The sequence below is a fragment of the Georgenia sp. Z1344 genome, assembly GCF_057652375.1.
Genome location: NZ_CM172728.1, coordinates 75,819 through 101,578, shown reverse-complemented (window position 1 = coordinate 101,578; position 25,760 = coordinate 75,819). Strand labels below are relative to the sequence as shown.

The window sequence follows — 25,760 nt, the reverse complement described above, 5'->3', positions numbered from 1 at the left end:
GTACCGGAGAGGTATGCATGGACGTTCACGCGATCGCCTGGATCGGACTGGCCGCGGTCATCCTCACGATGATCACCATCGACATCGTGGGGCACGTGCGCACGCCGCACGAACCCACCCTCAAGGAGGCCGCCTGGTGGTCGGTCGCCTACATCGCGATGGGCGTCGCCTTCGGGTTCGTCGTCTGGTACTTCTGGGGCAGCGGCTTCGCCGGTGAGTACTTCGCCGGGTACGTGACCGAGAAGTCGTTGTCGATCGACAACCTCTTCGTGTTCGTCATCATCATCGCCGGGTTCCGGGTGCCGCGGAAGTACCAGCAGGAGGCCCTGCTCGTCGGCATCATCATCGCGCTCGTCCTGCGGCTGGTCTTCATCCTCATCGGTGCCGCGCTCGTCGAGCGGTTCGTGTGGATCTTCTTCATCTTCGGCGCGTTCCTGCTCTACACCGCGATCTCCCAGGCCCGTCAGGGCGTCGAGAAGCCGGGCGACGACGAGGAGTACCAGGAGAACTGGTTCATCCGCTTCACCCGCCGGATCCTCCCCGTCACCGACGGCTTCGAGGGCGGCAAGCTGATCGCCCGCCACGGCGGGAAGACCTTCATCACCCCGCTCCTCCTGTGCATCATCGCCCTCGGCGCGGCGGACGTCATGTTCGCCGTCGACTCGATCCCGGCGATCTTCGGCATCACGCAGGAGGCCTACCTCGTCTTCGCGGCGAACGCCTTCTCGCTGCTCGGACTGCGTCAGCTCTACTTCCTCATCGACGGGCTGCTCGACCGCCTCGTCTACCTCCACTACGGCCTGGCCGCGATCCTCGGGTTCATCGCCATCAAGCTGCTCATCCACGCCTTCCACGGCTACGAGATGCTCGAGGCGATCCCGGAGCCGAGCATCGCGTTCTCGCTCAGCTTCATCGTCGTCGCGCTCGTCATCACCGTGGTGGCCTCGCTGGCGAAGAGCCGGAAGCTGCAGGCCGAGGGCCGCACGGCCGAGGACCCGCTGGCGAACGGCAGCCACCACTCCGACGAGTCCTGACCTCGTCGTCGGGTCCGCACCACGCTCGCTGCCCCGGCGCGGCACCCCCACGGGTGCCGCGCCGGCGGCACGTGAGCAGGTGACGGGCCCTCGTGCCGGCGTGGCGCGAGCTGCTGGCACGATGTCGTGGTGCTGACCGAGAGCGTGCTGGGCGCCGCCGCCGACGCGGGACGTTTCCAGGCCCTCTTCGACGCGGTCGACCTCCTCGGCGTCCTCGCCAACGGGGTGCTCGGCGCGGCCGTGGCGCGCGCCCTGCGGATGGACCTCGTCGCCTTCGTCACCCTCGGCATCATCTCGGGCCTCGGCGGCGGCCTCATCCGGGACACCCTCCTGCAGGTTCCGCCGGTCGCCCTCGCCGAACCGGCCTACCTCGGCACCGCGCTCGCCGGCGCGCTCATCGGCTACCTCGTGCCGTTCGACGGGCGGTGGAGCAACCGGGTCCTCGTCGTGGCCGACGCCCTCGCGCTCGGCTGCTGGTCCGCCATCGGGACTCTCAAGGCGGTGCACCTCGGCCTCGCCCCGATCCCCGCCGTCCTCATCGGCCTCATCACCGCGGTCGGCGGGGGCATGGTGCGCGACGTGCTCGTCGGCCGTGTGCCCGCCGTCTTCGGCGGCAACACCCTCTACGCGGTGCCCGCCGTCACCGGATCGATCGTCATGGTAGTCGGCGCGACGATCGAGCAGGAGGCGATCGCGTTCGCCGTGGCGATCCTCGTCACGGCCGGATTCGCCCTCCTCGCCCGGTCGCGTGGCTGGCAGCTGCCGGGGGAGGCGCCCCGGCTGGCGCTCCCGCGCGTGCCGAGGCGGCGGAACCGGCGCGACGACCAGGCCTGACGGGGCGTCCGGAGACCTGGCGAGGTGGTCGGGGAGCGGGTGCGGGCGGGCCCGCACGGGGTGCACGAGGTGACCGACCCGGCGCTCGAACAGCTGTGCGAATGTCGGTGGGGTGACCTATCGTTGCCCGAGTGACTGATCGCCTCATCGTCCAGGGCGCGCGCGAGCACAACCTGCGCAACGTCGACCTCGATCTTCCGCGCGACTCCCTTATCGTCTTCACCGGGATGTCGGGCTCCGGCAAGTCCTCCCTGGCGTTCGACACGATCTTCGCCGAGGGGCAGCGGCGGTACGTCGAGTCGCTCTCGTCGTACGCGCGGCTCTTCCTCGGGCAGATGGACAAGCCGGACGTCGACTTCATCGAGGGCCTGTCCCCGGCGGTCGCCATCGACCAGAAGTCGACGAGCCGGAACCCGCGCTCGACGGTCGGCACGATCACGGAGGTGTACGACTACCTCCGGCTCCTGTTCGCCCGCGCCGGCACCCAGCACTGCCCCGTGTGTCGCGAGGTCATCCGCTCGCAGACCCCGCAGAACATCGTCGACCAGCTGATGGCGATGCCCGAGGGGTCGCGCTTCCAGGTCCTCGCCCCGGTGGTGCGCGGCCGCAAGGGCGAGCACCTCGAGCTGTTCCGCGAGCTGACGGCCCAGGGGTACGCCCGCGTGCGCGTGGACGGGGAGGTGGTCGCGCTCACCGACGTGCCCGCGCTGGACAAGCGTCGCAAGCACGACGTCGACGTCGTCGTCGACCGCCTCGTCGTGCGGGACGGCGTCCAGCAGCGGGTGACCGACTCGGTCGAGACGGCCCTCCGGCTGGCGGACGGCCTCCTCGTCGTCGACATGGTCGACCTCGACGCGAAGGACCCCGAGCGCGAGCGGCGGTTCTCGGAGAAGCGCTCCTGCCCGAACGACCACCCGCTCACGCTCGAGGAGGTCGAGCCGCGCACCTTCTCGTTCAACGCCCCCTACGGCGCGTGCCCCGACTGCACGGGCATCGGCACGCGGCTCGAGGTCGACCCCGAGCTCATCGTCCCGGACCCCGAGCTGTCCCTCAACGAGGGCGCGATCCTGCCCTGGTCGGGCCAGGGGGACTACTACACGCGCCAGATCGCGGCCCTCGCCGAGGAGCTCGCGTTCTCCCTCGACGTGCCGTGGCGCGCGCTGCCGGAGCACGCGCGGGACGCGCTCCTGCACGGTCACGACCACGAGGTGACGGTCCGGTTCCGCAACCGCTTCGGCCGCATGCGCACCTACACCTCCGGGTTCGAGGGTGCGCTCGCCCAGGTCAAGCGCCGCCACGAGGAGACCGAGTCCGAGTGGTCGAAGGAGAAGTACGAGGGATACATGCGGCAGGTGCCGTGTCCCACGTGCGACGGGGCGCGGCTGCGGCCCGAGGTCCTCGCCGTCACCGTCGGCGGGAAGTCGATCGCCGAGCTGTGCGACCTGTCGATCGCGGACGCCAAGGAGTTCCTCACGGACCTCCCGCTCGACCGGCGGGAGGCGACCATCGCGGCCCAGGTCCTCAAGGAGATCCACGCGCGGCTCGGCTTCCTCGTCGACGTCGGGCTCACGTACCTCACGCTCTCGCGCCCCGCCGGCACGCTGTCCGGCGGCGAGGCCCAGCGCATCCGCCTCGCGACCCAGATCGGCTCCGGCCTCGTCGGGGTGCTCTACGTGCTCGACGAGCCGAGCATCGGCCTGCACCAGAGGGACAACCGCAAGCTCATCGGCACGCTGACCCGGCTGCGGGACCTCGGCAACACGCTCATCGTCGTCGAGCACGACGAGGACACGATGCGCACCGCGGACTGGGTCGTCGACATCGGCCCGGGAGCGGGTGAGACGGGCGGCGAGGTCGTCTACTCCGGGCCGTACGCCGGGCTCGCGGACGTCGAGCGCTCGATCACGGGCGACTACATCGCCGGCCGCCGCGAGATCCTCGTGCCCGCCGAACGGCGACCGGTGGACAAGGGGCGGATGCTCACCGTGCACGGCGCGACGGAGAACAACCTGCGCGACGTCACGGTCTCCGTCCCGCTCGGCATCCTCGTCTCCGTCACGGGAGTGTCCGGCTCGGGCAAGTCCTCGCTCGTCAACTCGGTCCTGTACACCGCGCTCGCCCGTGCCCTCAACCGGTCCAAGCAGATCCCCGGCCGGCACCGGCGGGTGACCGGCACCGAGCACCTCGACAAGGTCGTGCACGTCGACCAGTCGCCGATCGGGCGGACGCCGCGGTCGAACCCCGCCACGTACACGGGCCTGTGGGACATCATCCGCAAGCTGTTCGCGGAGACCACGGAGTCGAAGGTCCGCGGCTACGGCCCGGGCAGGTTCTCGTTCAACGTCAAGGGCGGGCGCTGCGAGGACTGCAAGGGCGACGGCACGCTCCGGATCGAGATGAACTTCCTGCCCGACGTGTACGTGCCCTGCGAGACGTGCGGGGGAGCGCGGTACAACCGCGAGACGCTCGAGGTGCGGTTCAAGGGCAAGAACGTCGCCGAGGTCCTCGACATGCCGATCGCGGAGGCGGTCGAGTTCTTCTCGGCGTCCACCCGCATCACGCGGTACCTCCAGACGCTCGTCGACGTCGGGCTCGGGTACGTCCGGCTCGGGCAGTCGGCGACCACCCTCTCGGGCGGCGAGGCGCAGCGCGTCAAGCTCGCCGCCGAGCTCCAGCGCCGCTCGACCGGTCGCACGATCTACGTCCTCGACGAGCCGACCACCGGACTCCACTTCGAGGACATCCGACGCCTCATGCTCGTGCTGCAGGGCCTTGTCGACAAGGGCAACTCCGTCGTCGTCATCGAGCACAACCTCGACGTCATCAAGTCCTCGGACTGGATCATCGACCTTGGCCCCGAGGGCGGTTCGGGCGGCGGGCTCGTCATCGCCGAGGGCACCCCCGAGGAGGTCGCCCGCGTCGACGGCTCGTACACGGGAGAGTTCCTCGCCGAGGTGCTCGACGGCGCCGCGGACCGCGTGCCGGCCTGACGGAGCGCGCCCGGGCCTGACCGGGCGGGCGAGCTCCGGCCCCGGCGGCCGACCCGGATGCGGGACCGAGGGGCGCAGAGCGACGTGCCACCGACCCGGGTGGGGAGTGCTCCCCACCCCGCCGTCGAGGGACGCAGTGACCGGATCGTTACCGTCGTCGCGGACCCGGGCACGCCGAGCGAGGAGATGGTGGACAGCATGAGCGAGGACGCCTCGACGGCACGCGCCCGGACGGAGCGGCGCCTCGCGCTGTTCGAGGCGGCCGAGTGCGGCACCATCGACGAGCTCCTCGAGCACTACGACGACGGCGAGCAGGACGTCACCCGCCTCGGGCAGCCGCTCCTGCTCGCGGCGCTCGGCCACACCGACGAGGGCGCGCGCGTCCGGATCGCGGGCTTCCTGCTGGACCAGGGCGCCCGCCCGGTGTCGAACGGCAAGGGCTTCGGCCCCCTGCACCTTGCTCTCTCCCGCCTCTGGGCCGACCCAGCGACGCTCACGGCCATGGTGCGTCGGCTCCTCGAGGCCGGTGCCGACCCGAACGCGCGGACCTACGACGGCCGGACTCCCTCGCACCTGCTCGCTCTCCTGCGCCTTCCCGAGGACGGCCTCGGCGGCCTGTACGACCTGTGGTTCGCCGGTGACTCGGTCGACCTCACCACGCCGAACGCCTTCGGTGTCGACCCGGTCCAGCTCGTGCGGCGCCTCGGCACCCGTCCGGTCCTCCTGCGCCGCATGCAGGAGTACCGCGCGGCGCACGCCGAGCGCCAGGACGAGCTGCGGGCCGAGGCGGGAGAGGTCGCCGGCCCTCCGGTGGATTCCGGCATCACCCAGTCCTGCCTCGCCACCCACCACGTGGTCGAGGGCGCGGCGCCGATCGAGTGGATGATCCGCGAGGAGCCGGCGTGGGACGGCGACTCCGGCTGGCGGTTCTGGTCCGAGGAGGACGTGCCCCGCTACCGCGAGGACACCGGCCACGTCGTCGCCGTCCCGGTCGACGAGGTCGCCGGGGTCGACCCCTACGTGCTGGGAGCCTGGGGGATGCCCGTGGGCACCCGGCTGCTCGTCCGCCGCGGCCCGGACGGCCGACAGGTCCTCGACCCCGAGACACAGCGCCCGACGCCCGCCTACCCGTTCCAGCCCGAGGAGACCCGATGAGCCAGCTGCCCTACGGATCCGCCTTCGTCTCGCCCGACGTCGCCCGGCAGCGGGACGAGCAGAAGCAGCGGATCGAGGACCAGGTCCGCCAGGTCCAGGCGAAGTCCGAGGCGTACGAGGAGTTCGGCCGCCGGGTCGAGGACCTGCGGGCCGTCGGCGTGAGCAAGGACGGCGGTGCCGAGGTCACGCTCGACGTGCACGGCGCGATGGTGGACCTCGCGCTGACGGACAAGGTGAGCGACGCGACCCTCGTGCAGATCCGGCAGGACGTCCTCGAGGCGAACGACGCGGCTCGGGTCGAGCTCGCCCGGCTCGTGCGCGAGCTGGCCGAGGACGTCGGCGGCGTGGACTCGGAGACATCGGCGTCGCTCGACGCCCTCTACCGCCCGCGGCTCGACGAGGACGACGACGACGACAGCGACGACGGCGACGGCACGAACCGCCGCCGGGACGGGGGAGTGCTGCGATGAACGACACCATCGACATCAACAGCGACGACATCCGGAGCCACGCCTCGAGCGTGGACGCCGACCACTCGGGCGTGCAGATGGCGGCCGACGCGGCCGGGAGCGTCAACCTCTTCGACGGCGCCTTCGGGCTCATGTGCACCCCGTTCCTGCCGCCGATCATCAGCCCGCTGACCACGTCGGTCTCCCAGGCCATCCAGTCGGTCGCCGACGAGATCGACGGCACCGTGATCCCGCTGCGGGACATGGCCACCGCGTTCGACACCACGGACGACGACGCGTCGGTCGAGTTCGAGGGCGTCGACACCACCGTGGAGGTCTGACGTGTCTGCACCCAACCCACTCGTCGCACCCGTCGAGGACTCGTCCACCGCGCTCCAGGGCACCTTCATGCTCGAGGGCCTCGAGGGCGTGGTCACAGGCATGCAGAACGAGGACTGGGTGGCCGCGTCCGTTTCCGGCCTCACCGCCGTCCTCGACTTCACCGCGTTCGTCGACCCGTTCGGCGCCATCATCTCGATGGGTGTCGGCTGGTTGCTCGAGCACTTCCAGCCTCTCAAGGGCTGGCTCGACGACCTCACCGGCGACGCCGACGCGGTGACCGCGTTCGCGAACACCTGGACGAACGTCCAGACCCAGCTCACCGAGTCGCAGACCGCGCTCCAGGGGCACCTCGACAACCAGATGGGCTGGATGTCGGCGGGCGCCATCACGACCTACCGGGGCGTGCAGCAGCGCAACATCGACGCCCTCGGCTCGTGCGCCGAGGGGGCGGGCTCCGCCGCGATGGCGCTCCAGGGCGCAGCGATGATCGTCCAGGCCGTGCACGACATCGTGCGGGACGCGATCGCCGAGATCGTGGGCGCCATCGTCAGTGCGGGGCTCAAGGCACTCGTCCCGCCGCTCATCCCCGAGGCGATCCGGGGGCTCATCGCGAAGGTCTCGAGTGCCGCGGCGCGGCTGACGGCCAAGATCGACGGAGTCATCGACTCCGTCACCGCACTGCGCGGCCTGCTCAACAAGCTCGACGAGATCATGGCCCGCCTTCCTCGCATCCTCACCAACCCGAGCGCGGTCATCCCGGCCAGGCCCGGCTGGCCCGAGGTGACGCCGGGAATGCCGCGTCCGCCCGGGGGGCCGTCCGACCCCGTGCCGGCGTCGAACAACATGCCGGGGGCGAACTCGCCCGGGTCGAACTCGCCCGGGTCGAATACGCCGGGGTCGAATACGCCGGGCTCGAACACTCCCGGCGACAGCTCGCCCGGGTCGAACACCCCGGGCTCGAACTCGCCCGGGGACAGCTCGCCCGGGTCGAACGGTCCTGGCTCCAACTCGCCCGGGTCGAACAATCCGGGGTCGAGCTCGCCCGGCTCGAACACCCCTGGTTCGAACTCGCCGGGGTCGAACTCGCCCGGGGACAGCACGCCGGGGTCGAACAGCCCGGGCTCGAACGCCCCCGGCTCCAACTCGCCGGGCTCGAACACGCCCGGTTCGAACTCGCCGGGGTCGAACTCGCCCGGGGACAGCACGCCGGGGCCGAACAGCCCGGGCTCGAACGCTCCGGGCTCGAACGCTCCGGGGGCGAACTCGCCGGGCTCGAACTCGCCCGGGTCCAACGCTCCGGGCTCGAACGCTCCGGGGGCGAACTCGCCGGGCTCGAACTCGCCCGGGTCCAACGCTCCGGGGTCGAACTCGCCCTCCACCAGCGCGCCGGACGCCGATGCCGCGCCGAACGCCCCGGCATCGAACGCGGACGGACCGGGCTCGAGCAGCTCGCCGTCCCCGTCCCAGCCGGCCCCGAGAACGTCGCCCGAGCCCGCGGCAGCCACGCCTGGAGCCGACGGACCCGGCCAGAGCACGCCCGCCGCGAACACAGCCGGCCCGAGCCAGGCGCCGTCGGGATCCTCGGACTCCGCTCCGTCGTCGTCGGGCGGAACGGGCTCGAGCACTCCGCCGCCCAGGCCGGCCACCCCCAGCGTCGACTCGACCGCGCCGACACTGCCGGACGCGCGACCGACCCCGACAGCGGCGGCCCCGGACGCACCGGGCTCATCGGCGCCCGCCCCGACGCCTCGTCCGGCACCGCAGGCGGACGGGCCGGTCGTCTCCAACAACCCCTCTGGCAGCTCGGGCGGCGGTTCCGGGCAGTCGGGCAGCTCGGGATCTGGCTCCGGCTCCGGTGGATCAGCGGCTCCCCGTGCCGGGACGCCGGGCTCCTCCGCAGCACCCAGCAGTCCCGGTTCGTCCACCACCCCGAGCTCGTCGAACACCCCGAGCTCGTCGAACACTCCCGGTACGTCTCGTCCGCCGGCCTCGGCGGCACCCAACGCTCCGTCGTCCCCGGGCTCGCCGTCGTCGAACGCGCCGGGTTCCTCGAACACTCCCGGTTCGTCCAACACTCCAGGTGGTCGTCCGGACACGCCATCGGCCGATGCCCCGACGCCGCGCCCGGACGGGGAGTCGCCCGAGACCCCGGGTGGTCGTCCCGATTCCGAGGCGCCGGATGCCGACGCTCCGACGCCGCGCCCGGACGGCGACTCCCCCGAGGGGGACTCGCCGACACCGCGGCCGGAGAGCGAGGCCCCGGACCCCGACGCGCCCGGGTCGAGCCCGGACCCGGACTCGCCCGACGCCGAGACCCCGAACGGTCGTCCCGATACCGACACGGACGGTCCGGACAACCAGTGGGACCCGGACTCGTCGCCGCGGAATACCGTGCCGCAGAGCGAGGCGCCCGGTCGCTACACCGATCAGGACGTGGCGGACGCGCTCGACAACGCGCCCCGCAACTCGGACGGACAGCCGGTCGACCACCGCAACGGCGATCCGCTGCGGCCGGACGGTCCGGACGGACGACGCAATACCCACATGAAGTGGGACCCGGACAACGAGTCGTGGGTGCTCGAGAACCCCGGCGGCGCGCCGCGTCCGGACACTCCCGACAGTTCGGCACCCGACGTCGACGAACCGCGCGCGCCCTCGAGCGAGCGCTGGGGCGACGACACCGCGGACCCGCGCCACCCCCACCACGACGCGAGGCCGAACGACGACGGATACGTCGGGACGGTGGATCCGGATGTCGAGTCACCGTCCGGACTGACCGACAGCGGCCGCCTGCAGGATCCCGATGTCGTGCCGCCCGAGCTGCAGCCTTTCATCGACGACGGATCGATCATCAACGACAACGGCGTGCTGCGCTTCAACGAGCAGGTCGACATCGAGTTCACCCACTCGAACACGGACCACAGTGGCGCGGAGTTCGATCGCCAGGCCGAGCTCCAGCAGCAGAGCCTCGCGCAGCAGAGCGCCAACGACTGGGAGGAGCACACGGCCGGGTACAGCGAGAGAGGTCGGACCGGAGAGGCCGACCAGGCTCAGTACCGCGACCAGCAGATTCAGCAGCGTGCCGATGCACTCGAGGAGCAGGGGCTGAGCCCCGAGCAGGCGCGCGCCCAGGCTGAGGACGAGATGTCCGACCAGGCGGTGCTCCACGGACCCGACCAGGTGGCCGGCGGCAACCCGAACAACTTCACCGGGATGGGCGACGCGGGCGTGAACTCCTCGTTCGGCTCCCAGTGGGGCGGCCAGGACGGCCTCGCGTCCGACCTTCGTGCGCAGATGGACGCCATCATCGAGCGGAGCGGGATCCCTGACGAGCTGCTGGGCGACGTCCGCATCAACCCGAACTTCACCGTCAACCACACGGTCGACGTACCGTGAGCGCGGTCTGCCGCCGGGCGGCCGCACACGGTGAATCTCTCGACGGTGAAGGAGCGGCATGACGCCGAAGTACGGACAGCACCACGACGACGTCCAGGCGTTCCTCGACGAGGTCGTGGCGACGCCCAGCGAGACCTGGGTCGGGCTCATGGCCGGCGACACCACCGTCCAGGAGCGCCCCGCGGCGGTCAAGGCGATCGTCGGCGGCCTGCCCGCCGCTGTTCGTGGGGCTGTGAGCAGCGCCGCCCTCGCCGCCATCTCCGAGGTCGGGCTGACGGACGAGCACCTCACCGGGCGCCGGCGACGCCAGCTGCACGACCGTGTCGAGACCGCGGCGGTCGCCATCGCCCGTGGTGACGACCTGGCCCCCGAGCACCGCGAGGTGCTCCTCCGGCCGTTCGTCACCTCGGGGTTCACATCGGTCACTGGTCGTTAGACCGGAGCTGACCGCCGGAACCGGCCGTCAGCGGCCGGATCGGTCGAGAGGTGGGGACGTGGTTCGAGATCTGGCACTGACCGCCAAGTACGGGATGGTCGAGGAGTTCTACGAGCGCCTGAAGGTCGAGCCGGTCGACACGGTCTCGGCGACCGGTCTGCCCGCGATCGTGGCGGCTGCAAGTAGCTCGAAGAGCTCGGCCGGACGCGCGATGATCTCGGCGCTCTTGGACGCCGGTGCGGACGCGTCGGCGACGACCGTGCCGGAAGGACGAAACGTCCTGCACGCGCTGTTCGACCGGCCGCCGGTGGACGGAACGCCCGTGGCCGCACTCGTCCCGAGGCTTGTCGCCGCCGGCGCCGACATCAATCTGCGCGACTCCTCGGGCTGGCGTCCGGTCGCTCGGCTGGTGCGGAGCAGTGCATCGGACGTCGAGCTCGAGCCGGTGCTCGACGCGGTCCTGGCCCTCGACGGACTCGTCCTCGACGAACCCGCCACGTCGTCGGACCAGACGCTGCTGGACTACGCGCGAGCGAAGGTGCACCGGGCCGGGTTCGCCCGCCGCCTCGAGGAGTACGCCGCGGCCCGGTGACGGCTGTGGTCAGTTCCGCGCGTTGCGCGGCTGCGGGAGGCCCGACATCTGCACGGTGAGCGAGAGGTTCTCCCACAGTCCGCCGCGGTGGAGGTTGCCCTCGACCTCGGAGCCGCCGATCGTCAGCAGCGGCGCGTAGAACAGGCACTCGTCGATGCCGGGGACGCCCAGGCGCTCGGCCGCGGCCGGGTAGGGCTGCCGCTCGAGCACGCCGTCGAGGAACTCCTCGTTCGTCAGGTCCGCGTAGAACTGGTCGGTCGCGAACGCGAGCTGGTCGATCGTGCCGCGTCGGAAGCGCGCGACGTGGAAGACGGGCGCGATGTAGAGGACGAGGTCGGCGAGGGCGGTCGTCAGGACCGGCACGGCGGCCGGCGGCATACCGAGCACGCCGTCGAGCATCTGCGCCGCGCGGTCGGGGTCGATCACGCGCAGGTACCCGTCGCCGACGAGCCCGCTGCCTTGCCGCTCCCACACCTCGACGAGTCCGGCCGGCGCCCGGTCGCGCCACCGGTCGATGGTCCCGGGCGCGATCGGCGCCGCGGCGTCGAACTGCTCGAACGTCGTCATCCTCAGGTCTCCCTCGTCGTCGGCCCCACCGCGAGCCCCTCGAGAACTCTTCCACATCGTGCGCTGCGGCGCGGTCGCCGGTCGGGCCTCCTCATGACCGGCGCCACGTCCGACTAGGCTCCCCGCATGGGAGCACTGCAGACCTTCGACGTCACCGTGGACTGGACGGGTGCCGACGAGAACGGCACCGCCGGGTACACCTCCTACTCGCGCGACCACGAGGTGCGGGTCGACGGCAAGCCGACACTGCTGGCGAGCTCCGACCTGCGCGTCCGCTCCGACGTCTCGCGCTACAAGGCCGAGGAGCTGTTCGTCGGCGCCGTCTCGCAGGCCCAGATGCTGTGGTTCCTGCGCACGGCGGCCAAGGACGGGGTGGTCGTCACCGGGTACGTCGACCAGGCCACGGCGACCCAGCGGATCGAGGGCGGCGGCTCCGGCCCGTTCACCGAGATCGTCCTGCGGCCGAAGGTCACCTACGCGGGGCACGTCGGCGAGGAGACCGCCGCGCGCCTGCACGCCGCCGCCCGGGACCACAACCACCTCGCGCGCTCGCTCGGCGTCCCGGTCCGGGTCGAGCCGGTCGAGGTGCGGGCGACACCGCCCAGCGCCTGAGGACGCCGACCACGGACCGAGGACGTCGGCGGCCGGACGTAGGCTCGGCCCATGGCCGACCCGTCCGTCTACCGCCCGGCCACGCGGGACATCCCCACCGACCCGGGCGTCTACCGCTTCCTCGACGACGACCACCGCGTCATCTACGTCGGCAAGGCGAAGTCGCTCCGTCAGCGCCTGACGAACTACTTCCAGGACCTCGCCGTCCTCCACCCGCGCACCCGCCAGATGGTGACGACGGCGTCCCGGGTCGAGTGGACGGTGGTGGGCACCGAGGTCGAGGCCCTCACGCTCGAGTACGCGTGGATCAAGGAGTTCGACCCGCGGTTCAACGTCAAGTACCGCGACGACAAGTCCTACCCCTACCTCGCGGTGACGATGGGGGAGGAGGTCCCCCGGGCGCAGGTGCTGCGCGGGACGAAGCGGAAGGGCACCCGCTACTTCGGTCCCTACACGCACGCCTGGGCGATCCGGGACACCCTCGACCAGCTGCTCCGCGTCTTCCCCGTGCGCACGTGCTCGCCGGGCGTCTACCGGCAGGCCGCGTCCTCGGGCCGCCCGTGCCTCCTCGGCTACATCGACAAGTGCTCCGCCCCGTGCGTCGGCCGCGTCACCCCCGACGAGCACCGCGAGATCGCCGAGGAGATGTGCGAGTTCCTCGCCGGGCGCACGGGCCCCTACCTGCGCCAGCTCGAGCGGGACATGAAGGACGCCGCCGCCGAGCACGACTTCGAGCGCGCCGCCCGCCTGCGGGACGACGTCGCCGCGCTGCGCCGGGTGGTCGAGCAGAACGCGGTGGTGCTGCCGGACGGGACCGACGCCGACGTCTTCGGCCTGGCGAGCGACGAGCTGCAGGCCGCCGTCCAGGTCTTCCACGTGCGCGGCGGACGCATCCGCGGCCAGCGCGGCTGGGTCGTCGACCGGGTCGAGGACATCGACGACGCCGGGCTGCTCACCCAGCTGCTCGGTCAGGTGTACGGGGACGGGCCCGCCGCGCCGGGCGGGCGGGCACCGCACGACCCGGCATCGGTCGGCACCGCGCGGCGGCGCCCCGCGGACGGGGGAGCCACGAGCCCCGACGACGTCGAGCACACACCCACCACCGCCGTCCCCACCGAGGTGCTCGTCCCGGTCGAACCGGCGGACGCGGACCAGATCTCCGACTGGCTGGCCGAGCGGCGCGGCGCCCGCGTGCGCGTCCGGGTCCCGCAGCGCGGTGACAAGGCCACCCTGCTCGCCACGGTGACGACCAACGCCGAGCAGGCGCTCACGCTGCACAAGAGCCGCCGGGCCGGCGACCTCACCACCCGCTCTCTCGCGCTCGCCGAGCTGACCGAGGCGCTCGACCTCGGGTCCACCCCGCTGCGCATCGAGTGCTACGACATCTCCCACACCCAGGGCACCGAGCAGGTCGGCTCGATGGTCGTCTTCGAGGACGGGATGCCGAAGAAGGCCGACTACCGCCACTTCGTCGTCCGCGGCGAGGACGGCAGCGGCGCGCGGGACGACACCGCCGCGATGGACGAGGTCCTGCGCCGCCGGTTCGCCCGCTACCTCGCCGAGCGGGAGCAGCGGGAGGCGGCGAGCACCGCCGTGGACGCCGTCGCGCAGGCGGCCGCCGGCGGCTCGGGCCCGGTCGAGCTCGACGACGACGGCATCCCTCTCGACGTCGGTCCGGTCGATCCCACCACCGGCCGTGCGCGCCGCTTCGCCTACCCGCCTCAGCTCGTCGTCGTCGACGGGGGCGAGCCCCAGGTCAACGCCGCGCACCGGGCGATGACCGATCTCGGCGTCGACGACGTCCCCGTGGTCGGGCTCGCAAAGCGCCTCGAGGAGGTGTGGCTGCCGGGCGAGCCATTCCCGGTCATCCTGCCGCGGACCTCGCCCGCCCTGTACCTGCTCCAGCACCTGCGCGACGAGTCCCACCGGTTCGCCATCACGCACCACCGATCCCGGCGGTCGAAGCGGCAGACCCGGTCGGTCCTCGACGACGTCCCCGGGCTCGGCCCGACCCGCCAGAAGGCGCTGCTCAAGGCGTTCGGCTCGGTCAAGCGCCTGCGTGCGGCGACAGTCGAGGAGGTCGCCGAGGTCCGCGGGATCGGGCCGGCGACCGCCCGGGCGGTGCTCGAGGCCCTCGCCCCGGAACCGACCGCACCGGTCGCGAAGGACGAGCCGGTTCCGCCCGAGGAGCTCGCGGAAGGCACGGGCGAGCGGTCCGACGGTGCGTGATCACTGGCACACTGTGCGCATGACTGACGGTGCCGACCCCCGCCCGCCGACGGTCCCCGACGGCATCCCGGAGCTCGACGAGTCCTCGCAGCTCCCCGAGGTGGAGCCCGCCGAGCTGCTCATCATCACGGGCATGTCGGGCGCCGGCCGCTCCCGCGCGGCGGCCGCCCTCGAGGACCTGTCGTGGTACGTCGTCGACAACCTGCCGCCGCGGCTGCTCGGCGCGCTCGCCGGGCTGCTCACGCCGGGCGCCGGGGTGCGCCGGCTGGCCGCGGTCGTCGACGTGCGCTCGGGCGCGTTCTTCTCCGAGCTCGTCGCCGTGCTCGCCGAGATGCGCGAGCGCGGCACCGACTACCGGATCATGTTCCTCGACGCGGACGACGCCGAGCTCGTGCGCCGGTACGAGTCCGTCCGGCGCCCGCACCCGCTCCAGGGGGACGGCCGGCTGCTCGACGGGATCACCGCGGAGCGCTCCCTGCTGCGGGACCTGCGCAGCCGGGCCGACGTCATCATCGAGACCACGGACCTGTCCGTGCACGACCTCGCGCGCCGGGTGCGCGAGGAGGCGGGCCAGAGCGTCGACCGCCAGGTGCGGCTGTCGATCATGTCCTTCGGGTTCAAGTACGGGCTCCCCCTCGACGCCGACCACGTGGTCGACGTCCGGTTCCTCACCAACCCGTACTGGGTCTCGGAGCTGCGCCACCTCACGGGCCAGGACGAGAAGGTCTCCGAGTACGTCCTCTCGCAGCCCGACGCCGGGCAGTTCGTCGAGAGCTACGTCGACACCATCGCGCCCGTGCTCGACCGGTACCTCGACGAGCTCAAGCCGTTCGTCACCATCGGCGTCGGCTGCACGGGCGGCAAGCACCGCTCGGTCGCCATCACCGAGCGGATGGCGCAGCTCTTCCGCGAGCGCGGCCAGATCGTCCGCACCCTGCACCGCGACGTGGGGCGCGAGTGATGGCGGTCCCGTCGCCGGGCAACCCCGGCTACTCGGGCGTGCCCGACGCGCTCGGCACCGGCGCCCGCGGGGCCAGGGTCGTCGCCCTCGGCGGCGGTCACGGGCTATCGGCCACCCTGTCCGCGGTCCGGCACCTCACGTCCGCGATCACGGCGATCGTCACGGTCGCCGACGACGGCGGCTCCTCGGGCCGCCTGCGGAGCGAGCTCGGCGTGCTGCCCCCCGGCGACCTGCGGATGGCGCTCTCGGCCCTGTGCGACGACGGCGAGTGGGGCCAGACCTGGCGCGACGTCCTCCAGCACCGCCTGCACTCCGAGGGCCCGCTCGACAACCACAGCGTGGGCAACATCCTCATCGTCGCCCTGTGGCGGATCCTCGGCGACGAGGTGCAGGGCCTCGAGTGGGTGGCGAGCCTGCTGGGCGTGCGGGGCCGCGTGGTTCCCATGTCCGCGGTCCCGCTCGACATCGAGGCCGACGTCGTCGTCCCGGGGACGGGGGAGGTGCGCGTGGTGCGCGGCCAGTCCCGGGTGGCCAAGGTCGACGGCCGGGTGCGGTCCGTGCGGCTGCTGCCCGCCGACCCGCCCGCTCGGCCGGAGGGCGTCGCGGCGGTGCGGGAGGCGGACTGGGTGATCCTCGGTCCCGGGTCCTGGTACACCTCGGTGGTGCCCCACCTGCTCGTGCCCGAGCTCGTCGACGCCCTGTGCACGACGACCGCCCACCGGGCGCTCATCCTCAACCTCTCGAACGACGACTCCGAGTCCGAGGGCATGACCGTCTCCGACCACCTGCGCTCGCTCCACGACCACGCACCGGACCTCCGGCTCGACGTCGTCGTCGCCGACCCGCTCGCCGTCGACGACCTCGACGAGCTCGAGCGGGCCGCCGCCGCCATCGGTGCGCGGACGCTGCTCAGGCAGGTGCGCGCGACCGGCGAGGTGGCCGTCCACGACCCGTTGCGGCTGGCCGCAGCCCTGCGCGACGCGATGGAGCGCATCGAGGGAGACGTCGACGCGACCGGACGCGCGGATGCGGCGGGGATGTGAAGATGGGCGTCATGTCTCTCACCGCGGCCGTCAAGGACGAGCTCGCCCGCGTCGACGTCCCCAAGGCCTCGGCCAAGCGCGCCGAGCTCTCGACGATCCTCCGCTTCGCCGGCGGGCTCCACATCGTCAGCGGACGCATCGTCCTCGAGGCCGAGCTCGACACCGCGATCGTCGCCCGCCGCCTGCGCACCGGGATCGACGAGCTGTTCGGCCTGCACGGCGACATCCTCGTGGTCTCACCCGGCGGCCTGCGGCGCACCACCCGGTACATCGTCCGGGTCGTCAAGGACGGCGAGGCCCTCGCCCGCCAGACCGGGCTCCTCGACAACCGCGGCCGGCCCGTCCGCGGGCTGCCGACCGCCGTCGTCGGCGCGGGCGTCGCCGAGGCGACCGCCGCCTGGCGCGGGGCGTTCCTCGTCCACGGCTCGCTGACGGAGCCGGGCCGCTCCTCGTCGCTCGAGATCACCTGCCCCGGTCCCGAGGCCGCCCTCGCCCTCGTGGGTTGCGCCCGCAGGCTCGGCGTGGCCGGGAAGAACCGGGAGGTCCGCGGCGTCGACCGGGTCGTCGTCCGTGACGGCGACGGCATCTCCGCGCTGCTCACCCGCATGGGTGCCCACGACGCCGTCCTCACGTGGGAGGAGCGCCGCACCCGGCGCGAGGTGCGCGGCACGGCGAACCGCCTGGCGAACTTCGACGACGCGAACCTGCGCCGGTCGGCCCGTGCCGCGGTCGCGGCCGGCGCCCGGGTCGAGCGCGCCTTCGCGATCCTCGGGGACGACGTGCCCGACCACCTCCTCGAGGCCGGCCGGCTGCGGATGGCGAACCGGCAGGCCTCCCTCGAGGAGCTCGGCGCCATGTCCGACCCGCCGATGACGAAGGACGCCGTGGCCGGCCGCATCCGTCGCCTCCTCGCGATGGCCGACCGCCGCGCGGAGGAGCTCGGCGTGCCGAGCACGCAGGCGGTCCTCCCGCCCGACGACGACGACGACTGACCGGTCCGCACCCGCTCCCGACCGCACCGGTGACGCCGCCCGGCCCCGTCGGGGGAGTGGTCGACGTCCGCCACTCCTCCCACCACCGGTGCCCGGCGGCGACCATCCGTGCAGGCACGTTCACCGCCGGCGGACGACGGACGATCGTCCCCCGTGCAGGTCCCCGCGACGCACTAGGATCGTTCGTGAGGGAGGACGGCGACGGCCCACGGGCCGAGGTGCCCGCCTCCCGACGGCCTGACCGACATGCGTGCGCCGGACCGGTGCACCGAGGAGGAGAGAACCACAGTGACCATCAAGGTTGGCATCAACGGCTTCGGCCGCATCGGACGGAACTTCACGCGCGCCCTGCTGCGGTCCGGCGCGGACGTCCAGATCGTCGGCATCAACGACCTCACCGACAACAAGACCCTGGCCCACCTGCTGAAGTACGACTCGATCTTCGGCGTCCTCGACGAGACGGTCACCTACGACGACGACTCGATCACGGTCGGCGACACGACGTTCCGCGCCTCCGCCGAGGCCGACCCGACCAAGCTCCCCTGGGGCGAGCTCGGCGCCGACATCGTCATCGAGTCGACCGGCCGCTTCACCGACGCGACCAAGGCGAAGGCCCACATCGAGGCCGGCGCCAAGAAGGTCATCATCTCCGCGCCCGGCAAGAACGAGGACGCCACCTTCGTCGTCGGTGTCAACCACACCGACTACGACCCGGCCGCCCACCACATCGTCTCCAACGCCTCGTGCACGACGAACTGCCTCGCGCCGATGGCCAAGGTTCTCGACGCCGAGTTCGGCATCGAGCGCGGCCTCATGACGACCATCCACGCGTACACCGCGGACCAGAACCTCCAGGACGGGCCGCACAAGGACCTGCGCCGCGCCCGCGCCGCCGCCCTGTCGATCATCCCGACCTCGACCGGTGCCGCGAAGGCCGTCTCCCTCGTGCTCCCGCAGCTCAAGGGCAAGCTCGACGGCTACGCGCTCCGCGTGCCGACCCCGACCGGCTCCGCCACGGACCTCACGTTCACGGCGACCAAGCCCGTCACGGTCGAGTCCGTCAACGCCGCCATGAAGAAGGCCGCGGAGAGCGAGGAGCTCAAGGGCATCCTCCAGTACACCGAGGACGAGATCGTCTCCTCGGACATCGTGGGCAACTCCCACACGTCGATCTTCGACGCCGGCCTCACCAAGGTCATCGACAACCAGGTCAAGGTCGTCTCCTGGTACGACAACGAGTTCGGCTACTCGTCCTCGCTCGTCACCCTCGCGAAGTACATCGGCGACCGTCTCTGACGCAGCCCCGTACCGGCCGACCGCGACGCCCGCACACAGCGCACTGCGCCGTGGGCGGGCGTCGCGGCCTGTCCGGCCGGCCCTGAGACCCTCTCGACGCAGAAGGAGTACCGCATGAAGACCATCGAGTCCCTCGGTGACCTCGCCGGTCGCCGCGTGCTCGTCCGCTCGGACTTCAACGTCCCGCTGGACGGCACCACGATCACCGACGACGGGCGCATCCGCGCCGCCCTGCCCACCCTCACGCGTCTGGCCGACGCCGGCGCGAAGGTCGTGGTCATGGCGCACCTCGGCCGCCCCAAGGGTGAGGTGCGGCCGGAGTTCAGCCTGGCCCCGGTCGCCGCCCGCCTCGGTGAGCTGCTCGGGCGCGAGGTCACCCTCGCCCCCGACGTCGTGGGCGACGGCGCGGCCGCCGCCGTCGAGGCCCTGGCCGACGGCCAGGTCCTCCTGCTCGAGAACGTCCGCTTCGACCCGCGCGAGAGCTCGAAGGACGACGCCGAGCGTCAGGCCATGGCCGCCGACCTCGCGCGGTTCGCCGACGCGTTCGTCTCCGACGGCTTCGGCGTGGTCCACCGCAAGCAGGCCTCGGTCTACGACATCGCCCAGGTCCTGCCCGCGGCCGCCGGGGAGCTCGTGCTCGCCGAGGTCGAGGCGCTGTCCCGCGCGACCACCGACCCGGAGCGCCCCTACGCGGTGGCCCTCGGCGGCTCGAAGGTCTCCGACAAGCTCGGCGTCATCGCCAACCTCATCGGCAAGGCCGACACGCTGCTCGTCGGTGGCGGCATGGCGTTCACGTTCCTGGGGGCCCAGGGCCACGAGGTCGGCACCTCGCTCCTCGAGGAGGACCAGCTCGACACGGTCCGCGGCTACCTCGACCAGGCCGCCGAGCGCGGCGTGCAGATCCTCCTGCCCTCCGACGTCGTCGTCGCGCCGGCGTTCGACGCCGAGGCACCGGCCACGACGGTCGCCGCCGATGCGATCCCCGCCGACCAGATGGGTCTCGACATCGGCCCGGAGACGTCCGCGGCGTACGCGGAGGCGATCGCCGGCGCGCGCACGGTCGTGTGGAACGGCCCCATGGGCGTCTTCGAGATGGCCCCGTTCGCCGCCGGCACGAAGGCGGTCGCCCAGGCGCTGTCCGACGCGGACGGCTACACCATCGTCGGCGGCGGCGACTCCGCCGCCGCCGTCCGGCTCCTCGGCTTCGACGAGTCGACCTTCTCCCACATCTCCACCGGCGGCGGTGCCTCCCTCGAGCTCCTCGAGGGCAAGGTGCTCCCCGGTCTCAGCGTCCTGGAGGACAACGCGTGACCACCCGCACCCCGCTGATGGCGGGCAACTGGAAGATGAACCTCGACCACCACGAGGCCACGCACCTCGTGCAGAAGCTCGCGTGGACCCTGGCCGACGCCAAGCACGACCACGAGCAGGTCGAGGTCGTCGTCGTCCCGCCGTACACGGACCTGCGGTCCGTGCAGACCCTGGTCGACGGCGACAAGCTGGAGATCCGCTACGGCGCGCAGGACGTCTCCGAGCACGCCTCGGGCGCCTACACCGGCGAGATCTCGGCGGCGATGCTCGCCAAGCTCGGCGTCACCCACGTCGTCGTCGGACACTCCGAGCGTCGCGAGTACCACGCCGAGGACGACGCGCTGGTGGGCCGCAAGGCTGCCGCCGCGCTCGGTGCGGGGATCACTCCCATCATCTGCGTCGGCGAGGGCCTCGACGTCCGCCAGGCCGGGCAGCACGTCGAGCACGTGACCGCCCAGGTCACCGGCGTGTTCGAGGCGCTGGACGCCGACCAGGCCGCCACGGTCGTCGTGGCGTACGAGCCCGTCTGGGCGATCGGCACCGGCGAGGTGGCCACGCCCGAGGACGCGCAGGAGGTATGCGCCGCCGTGCGCGCCCGCCTCGCCGAGCTCTACACCGCCGAGCTCGCGGACTCGGTCCGCGTCCTCTACGGCGGCTCGGTGAAGTCGGCGAACATCGCCGCCATCATGGCGGGCGAGGACGTCGACGGCGCGCTCGTCGGGGGCGCCAGCCTCAAGGCCGAGGAGTTCGCCGCGATCGTGCGCTACCAGCAGCACGTGGGCGGCTGACCCGAGCCACCAGGCACGACCCGCACGGCGGGGGAGGCGGTCGGATCGATCGCGTCCCCCGCCGTCGTCGTGCGTGGACGTACGGGCGTTCGCCCGACCGCCGTCCGGCTTCCGGGGTCCGGGGCCCGGGGTCCGACGGGAGCGTCCGGGCGAGGACGCCCCGTGCGCCGCGCCGCCTCGCGGGCCGCGTCCGGGCCCCCGCAGCATCGCTTATCATCGTCGGGGCGCCTCCTGGCGTCCCGCGTCGTTCCCGAGGAGTTGTGTCCGTGATCTGGCTCAAGGTCGTCCTGAGCGTGCTGCTCGTCCTGCTGAGCATCGTGCTCGTCCTCTTCGTGCTCATGCACAAGGGACGCGGCGGCGGCCTGTCGGACATGTTCGGCGGCGGGCTCACCTCGTCCGTCGGCTCCTCCGGGGTCGCCGAGCGCAACCTCAACCGGCTGACCGTGGGCGTGTCCGTGGCGTGGGGCCTGTGCGTGGTCATGCTCGGCCTCATCATGAAGTTCGGAGACTGACATGGCCGGGGGGAACGCGATCCGGGGCTCGCGCGTAGGAGCGGGCCCGATGGGGGAGATGGAGCGCGGCGAGCTCGCCCCCCGCGTCAAGGTCACGTACTGGTGCGCGCAGGGCCACGAGGCGAGCCCGAGCTTCGCGGTCGACGCCGAGGTCGTGCCCCCCGAGACCTGGGACTGCCCCCGCTGCGGCCTGCCCGCCGGCCAGGACCGGGAGAACCCGCCGGACGCCCCGCGCAACGAGCCCTACAAGACCCACCTCGCGTACGTGAAGGAGCGCCGGTCGGACGACGACGGCGCGGCCCTCCTCGACGAGGCGCTCAGCGCCCTGCGCGCCCGCCGCGGCACGGCCTGACCCGACCGACCGGCGGTCGCCGGCTGCGCCCGCGCCGCCCTCCCACAGCTTCCCGCACGACGAACGACGACGGCCCGGTGGCCGGAGCCTGAGCTCCGCCACCGGGCCGTCGTCGTCGGGACGGGCGCGCCGCTCCGACCAGCGGGCCCGCACCCGCGGACGTCACGCCGTGGAGGTCACGCCGTGGAGGTCACGCCTTCGCCGCGTCCAGCGCCGAGCGCACCGTCTGCAGCAGCTCGTCCCAGGAGACCTCGAACTTGTGCACGCCCTCCTGCTCGAGCTTGTCGGTGACCTCGTCGATGTCGATCCCGACCGCCGCGAGCTCCTCGAGGACCCGCTGGGACTCCTCGGCGCGGCCGCTGACCGTGTCGCCGGTGACCTCCCCGTGGTCCGCTGTCGCGCGGAGCGTCTTCTCCGGCATCGTGTTGACGGTGTCGTCCGCGACGAGCTCCTCGACGTACATCGTGTCGCGGTACGCCTCGTCCTTCACGCCGGTCGAGGCCCACAGCGGACGCTGACGGTGGGCCCCGGCGGCGGCGAGCTCCGTGAAGCGGGGCGCGTCGAAGATCTCCTCGAACGCGGCGTAGGCGAGCCGGGCGTTGGCGATCGCGGTGCGCCCCCGCAGCGCCGTGGCCTCGGAGGTGCCGAGGGCGTCGAGCCGCTTGTCGATCTCGCCGTCCACGCGCGAGACGAAGAACGACGCGACGGAGCGGATGGTCGACAGGTCGATCCCCTTCTCCTGCGCGCACTCGAGGCCGTCGAGGTAGGCGGCGGCGACGGCGCGGTAGCGGTCGAGGGAGAAGATGAGCGTGACGTTGACGCTGATGCCGTCGGCGATCGCGTCGGCGATGGCCGGCAGACCCTGCTCGGTGGCGGGGATCTTGATCATGGCGTTCGGGCGGTCGACGATCCGCCACAGCTCGCGCGCCTGGGCGATCGTGCCGGCGGTGTCGCGGGCCAGGCGCGGGTCGACCTCGATCGACACACGACCGTCCTGGCCGGCGGAGGCCTCGAACACCGGGGCCATCACGTCGCACGCGGCCCGCACGTCGTCGGTCGTGATCGTCGTGACGGCCTTCTCGAGGTCGGTGTCCGCGGCGGCGAGCTCGGCCACCTGGGCGTCGTAGGCGGACCCCTTCGACAGGGCACCGGCGAAGATCGTCGGGTTCGTCGTCACACCGACCACGTGGTCGGTGTCGATGAGCGCCTCCAGCGAGCCGTTCGTCAGCCGCTCGCGGGACAGGTCGTCGAGCCACACGGACACGCCGTGGGCGGAGAGCTGGGCCAGGGGGGTGGTTGCGTCGGTCATCTCGTCCTCCGGTGGGTGGGACGACGACGGGCCGCGGCCGATGCGTACCGGCCACGGCCCGTCGTCAGGGTGCACTGCGTGGTCAGGCCGAGGCGGCCTCGATCGACTCCTTCGCGGCGGCCACGACGGCGTCCGCCGTTATACCGAGCTTCTCCATGACGACGTCGCCGGCCGCCGAGGCGCCGTAGCCCTCGATCGACACGGACCTGCCGGCGTCGCCGACGATGCCGCGCCACGGCATGGCGAGGCCCGCCTCGACGCTCACGCGGGCGCGGACGCCGGCGGGCAGCACATCCTCGCGGTACGCCTCGTCCTGGTCGGCGAACCACTCGACGCTCGGCATCGACACGACGCGCGCCCCGACGCCCTCGGCCTGCAGCGTCTCGCGCGCGGCGAGGGCCAGCTGCACCTCGGAGCCCGTGGCGACGAGCAGGACGTCGACGGAGCCCGTGGGGCTGTCGGCGAGCACGTAGCCACCGCGGAGCACGCCCTCGGCGGACGTGAGGCCGGTGTCGCCGCCGCGCTCCGGGTTGGGCAGGTTCTGGCGGGACAGGACGAGGCCGACCGGGCGGTCGGTCCGCTCGAGGATGCCCCGCCACGCGGCGGCGGTCTCGGCGGCGTCGGCCGGTCGGACGACGTCCAGGTCGGGGATCGCGCGCAGGGCCGTCAGGTGCTCGATCGGCTGGTGGGTCGGGCCGTCCTCGCCGACGCCGACGGAGTCGTGCGTCCACACGTAGATCGACGGCGTGCCCATGATCGAGGCGACGCGCACCGCGGCACGCATGTAGTCGGAGAACACGAGGAACGTGCCGCCGTAGGGACGGGTGACGCTCGAGGCGGAGATGCCGTTGAGGATCGACCCCATCGCGTGCTCGCGGATGCCGAAGTGCAGCGTGCGGCCGTACTTGTCGCCGGGGAACTTCTTCGACGCGCGCTCCGCGGGCAGGAACGACGGCTCGCCCTCCATCGTCGTGTTGTTCGAGCCCGCGAGGTCGGCCGAGCCGCCCCACAGCTCGGGCAGGACGGGCGCGAGCGCGGTGAGGACCTGGCCCGACGCCTTGCGGGTCGAGACGGCCTTGCCGGCCTCGAACTCGGGCAGGGCGTCGGTCCACCCCTCGGGGAGCTCCTTGGCCACGAGGCGGTCGAGCAGGGCGGCGCGCTCGGGGGCTGCGGTCCGCCACGCGTCGTAGCTCTTCTCCCACGTGGCGCGCGCCGCGGACGCTCGCTCGGCGGCCTGCGTGCGCGTGCGCTCGATGACCTCGTCGGCCACCGCGAAGTGCTCCTCGGGGTCGAAGCCGAGGACCTTCTTGGTGCCCGCGACCTCCTCCTGGCCGAGCGCGGCGCCGTGCGCGGTGCCCGTGCCCTGGAGGGTCGGCGCCGGCCAGCCGATGACGGTCTTGAGCGCGATGAACGACGGGCGCTCGGTCTCCGCCTTCGCCGCCTCGATCGCGGCGTTCAGGGCGTCGACGTCCTCCTCGTACCCCGTGCCGCCCTTGGTGAAGTCGACGACCTGGACGTGCCAGCCGTAGGCCTCGTAGCGGGCGACGGTGTCCTCGGAGAACGCGATCGACGTGTCGTCCTCGATCGAGATCTCGTTGTCGTCCCAGAACACGACGAGGTTGCCGAGCTTCTGCGTGCCGGCGAGCGAGCTCGCCTCGGAGGTCACGCCCTCCTGCATGTCGCCGTCGGAGGCGATGACGTAGACGTGGTGGTCGAACGGCGAGGTGCCGGCGGCGGCGTCCGGGTCGAACAGGCCGCGCTCACGACGGCTCGCCATCGCCATGCCCACGGCGTTCGCCAGGCCCTGACCGAGCGGGCCCGTGGTCACCTCGACGCCGTCGGTGTGGTGGTACTCCGGGTGCCCGGGGGTCTTCGAGCCCCACGTGCGCAGCGACTGGATGTCCTCGAGCTCGAGGCCCCACCCGCCGAGGTAGAGCTGGACGTACTGGGTGAGCGAGGAGTGACCGGCGGAGAGCACGAACCGGTCGCGGCCGATCCAGCGGCTGTCCTTCGGGTCGTGCCGCATGACCTTCTGGTAGAGGAGGTAGGCGAGCGGGGCGAGGGACATCGCGGTCCCGGGGTGACCGTTGCCCGTCTTCTGGACGGCGTCGAGGGCGAGCAGCCGGGCGGTGTCCACCGCCTTGCGGTCGAGCTCGTCGAGCACCGGTGCGTGGTCGTTCACGTGTCCTCCAGTTCGTCGGGGTGCGCACATGGGCGCGGCGGATCTCCGTCCAGCCTAGTGCGCTGCCCGGGGAGTGGCACGTGCCTCCCGGGTGCCGCCGGGGCCGGGGGAGTGCGACCGGTAGACTGGCCGGACCCGTCCTCCACGCGCCGATCCTCTGCGCTCCTGGGGGGAGCGGGACAGGCAGAGAGGCGGTGCGCGTGCACGAGCGCGACCTGGTGAGCAGCCCGGAGGCCGCGACCGCGGCGGACGGCGCGGTCGAGCGTCCCGAGGGAGCGGACGCACGTCCCGACGACGCGCGGGCCACCGGAGCCGCCGACCGCACCGCCGCCGGCCGGGCCGGAGCCGCGGGCGCCCACGGCGCCGCGTCGCACCCCG

The 25,760-nt window shown here is 72.5% G+C and carries 23 protein-coding genes; 19 read left to right on the top strand and 4 right to left on the bottom strand.

Annotated features, from left to right (window positions below):
- Positions 1-17: 17 nt before the first annotated feature.
- The 6 genes from AC24FB_RS00485 (at position 18) to AC24FB_RS00460 (ending at position 6,803) form a co-directional block, all read left to right on the top strand.
- Positions 18-1,034, top strand: coding sequence for a TerC family protein (locus AC24FB_RS00485; protein ID WP_425714181.1), 1,017 nt, complete (start codon positions 18-20; stop codon positions 1,032-1,034).
- A 129-nt stretch (positions 1,035-1,163) separates the two neighbouring features.
- A complete protein-coding gene (locus AC24FB_RS00480; protein ID WP_425714180.1) occupies positions 1,164-1,868 on the top strand; it encodes a trimeric intracellular cation channel family protein in 705 nt (234 codons plus the stop codon).
- Positions 1,869-1,999: 131 nt separating this feature from the next.
- The gene (gene uvrA / locus AC24FB_RS00475) at positions 2,000-4,858 is read left to right on the top strand and encodes an excinuclease ABC subunit UvrA (RefSeq protein ID WP_425714179.1); all 2,859 of its coding nucleotides are present in this window, start codon (positions 2,000-2,002) and stop codon (positions 4,856-4,858) included.
- 198 nt (positions 4,859-5,056) lie between these two features.
- Positions 5,057-6,013, top strand: a complete 957-nt coding sequence (locus AC24FB_RS00470; RefSeq protein WP_425714178.1) for an immunity protein Imm33 domain-containing protein — start codon at positions 5,057-5,059, stop codon at positions 6,011-6,013.
- Positions 6,010-6,483: a hypothetical protein gene (locus tag AC24FB_RS00465; protein ID WP_425714177.1), complete on the top strand. Its 474-nt coding sequence runs from the start codon at positions 6,010-6,012 to the stop codon at positions 6,481-6,483. The genes AC24FB_RS00470 and AC24FB_RS00465 overlap by 4 nt, the downstream gene beginning before the upstream one ends.
- The gene (locus tag AC24FB_RS00460) at positions 6,480-6,803 is read left to right on the top strand and encodes a type VII secretion target (protein ID WP_425714176.1); all 324 of its coding nucleotides are present in this window, start codon (positions 6,480-6,482) and stop codon (positions 6,801-6,803) included. Before AC24FB_RS00465 ends, AC24FB_RS00460 begins: the two co-directional genes overlap by 4 nt.
- A 393-nt stretch (positions 6,804-7,196) precedes the next feature.
- Here the strand turns inward: AC24FB_RS00460 and AC24FB_RS00455 are convergent, their stop codons facing one another.
- Positions 7,197-8,861, bottom strand: a complete 1,665-nt coding sequence (locus AC24FB_RS00455) for a hypothetical protein (RefSeq protein ID WP_425714175.1) — start codon at positions 8,859-8,861, stop codon at positions 7,197-7,199.
- A 334-nt stretch (positions 8,862-9,195) separates the two neighbouring features.
- Here AC24FB_RS00455 and AC24FB_RS00450 point away from each other — a divergent pair, with 334 nt between their 5' ends.
- From AC24FB_RS00450 to AC24FB_RS00440, 3 genes are read left to right on the top strand one after another with little or no spacing between them, the layout of a single operon-like run.
- On the top strand, positions 9,196-10,200 hold the full coding sequence (locus AC24FB_RS00450) for a polymorphic toxin type 15 domain-containing protein (protein ID WP_425714174.1): 1,005 nt from the start codon (positions 9,196-9,198) through the stop codon (positions 10,198-10,200).
- Between the two features lie 58 nt (positions 10,201-10,258).
- Positions 10,259-10,636: a hypothetical protein gene (locus tag AC24FB_RS00445; RefSeq protein ID WP_425714173.1), complete on the top strand. Its 378-nt coding sequence runs from the start codon at positions 10,259-10,261 to the stop codon at positions 10,634-10,636.
- 58 nt (positions 10,637-10,694) lie between these two features.
- Complete coding sequence (locus AC24FB_RS00440; RefSeq protein ID WP_425714172.1) at positions 10,695-11,228, top strand: hypothetical protein; 534 nt, start codon at positions 10,695-10,697, stop codon at positions 11,226-11,228.
- A gap of 9 nt (positions 11,229-11,237) precedes the next feature.
- Here the strand turns inward: AC24FB_RS00440 and AC24FB_RS00435 are convergent, their stop codons facing one another.
- Positions 11,238-11,795 carry a T6SS immunity protein Tdi1 domain-containing protein gene (locus tag AC24FB_RS00435; RefSeq protein ID WP_425714171.1) on the bottom strand — a complete coding sequence of 186 codons (558 nt, stop codon included), beginning with the start codon at positions 11,793-11,795 and terminating at the stop codon, positions 11,238-11,240.
- A 126-nt stretch (positions 11,796-11,921) separates the two neighbouring features.
- On the opposite strand from AC24FB_RS00435, the gene AC24FB_RS00430 reads away from it, so the two are divergent.
- The 10 genes from AC24FB_RS00430 to AC24FB_RS00385 all read left to right on the top strand — a co-directional run bounded on the left by AC24FB_RS00430 (position 11,922) and on the right by AC24FB_RS00385 (position 21,891).
- On the top strand, positions 11,922-12,407 hold the full coding sequence (locus tag AC24FB_RS00430) for an OsmC family protein (protein WP_425714170.1): 486 nt from the start codon (positions 11,922-11,924) through the stop codon (positions 12,405-12,407).
- A gap of 51 nt (positions 12,408-12,458) precedes the next feature.
- A complete protein-coding gene (gene uvrC, locus AC24FB_RS00425) occupies positions 12,459-14,636 on the top strand; it encodes an excinuclease ABC subunit UvrC (protein WP_425714169.1) in 2,178 nt (725 codons plus the stop codon).
- A 19-nt stretch (positions 14,637-14,655) separates the two neighbouring features.
- Positions 14,656-15,597 (top strand): RNase adapter RapZ, encoded by a 942-nt coding sequence (gene rapZ / locus AC24FB_RS00420; protein ID WP_425714168.1) that lies wholly within the window; start codon positions 14,656-14,658, stop codon positions 15,595-15,597.
- Positions 15,597-16,640 (top strand): gluconeogenesis factor YvcK family protein, encoded by a 1,044-nt coding sequence (locus AC24FB_RS00415; RefSeq protein WP_425714167.1) that lies wholly within the window; start codon positions 15,597-15,599, stop codon positions 16,638-16,640. Before rapZ ends, AC24FB_RS00415 begins: the two co-directional genes overlap by 1 nt.
- Positions 16,641-16,651: 11 nt before the next feature.
- Positions 16,652-17,632: a DNA-binding protein WhiA gene (whiA, locus tag AC24FB_RS00410; protein WP_425714166.1), complete on the top strand. Its 981-nt coding sequence runs from the start codon at positions 16,652-16,654 to the stop codon at positions 17,630-17,632.
- 288 nt (positions 17,633-17,920) lie between these two features.
- On the top strand, positions 17,921-18,928 hold the full coding sequence (gene gap, locus AC24FB_RS00405; RefSeq protein WP_425714165.1) for a type I glyceraldehyde-3-phosphate dehydrogenase: 1,008 nt from the start codon (positions 17,921-17,923) through the stop codon (positions 18,926-18,928).
- Positions 18,929-19,042: 114 nt separating this feature from the next.
- Entirely contained in the window at positions 19,043-20,239 is a 1,197-nt protein-coding gene (locus AC24FB_RS00400) for a phosphoglycerate kinase (protein ID WP_425714164.1), read from the top strand.
- Positions 20,236-21,027, top strand: a complete 792-nt coding sequence (gene tpiA, locus AC24FB_RS00395) for a triose-phosphate isomerase (protein WP_425714163.1) — start codon at positions 20,236-20,238, stop codon at positions 21,025-21,027. Before AC24FB_RS00400 ends, tpiA begins: the two co-directional genes overlap by 4 nt.
- Positions 21,028-21,293: 266 nt before the next feature.
- Positions 21,294-21,539 carry a preprotein translocase subunit SecG gene (secG, locus tag AC24FB_RS00390; RefSeq protein ID WP_425714162.1) on the top strand — a complete coding sequence of 82 codons (246 nt, stop codon included), beginning with the start codon at positions 21,294-21,296 and terminating at the stop codon, positions 21,537-21,539.
- Position 21,540: 1 nt separating this feature from the next.
- Positions 21,541-21,891, top strand: a complete 351-nt coding sequence (locus AC24FB_RS00385) for an RNA polymerase-binding protein RbpA (RefSeq protein WP_425714161.1) — start codon at positions 21,541-21,543, stop codon at positions 21,889-21,891.
- Between the two features lie 190 nt (positions 21,892-22,081).
- Here AC24FB_RS00385 and tal read toward each other — a convergent pair whose 3' ends face one another.
- A complete protein-coding gene (gene tal, locus AC24FB_RS00380; protein WP_425714160.1) occupies positions 22,082-23,200 on the bottom strand; it encodes a transaldolase in 1,119 nt (372 codons plus the stop codon).
- A gap of 82 nt (positions 23,201-23,282) precedes the next feature.
- Positions 23,283-25,412 (bottom strand): transketolase, encoded by a 2,130-nt coding sequence (gene tkt / locus AC24FB_RS00375; protein WP_487560529.1) that lies wholly within the window; start codon positions 25,410-25,412, stop codon positions 23,283-23,285.
- Positions 25,413-25,760 lie beyond the last annotated feature (348 nt).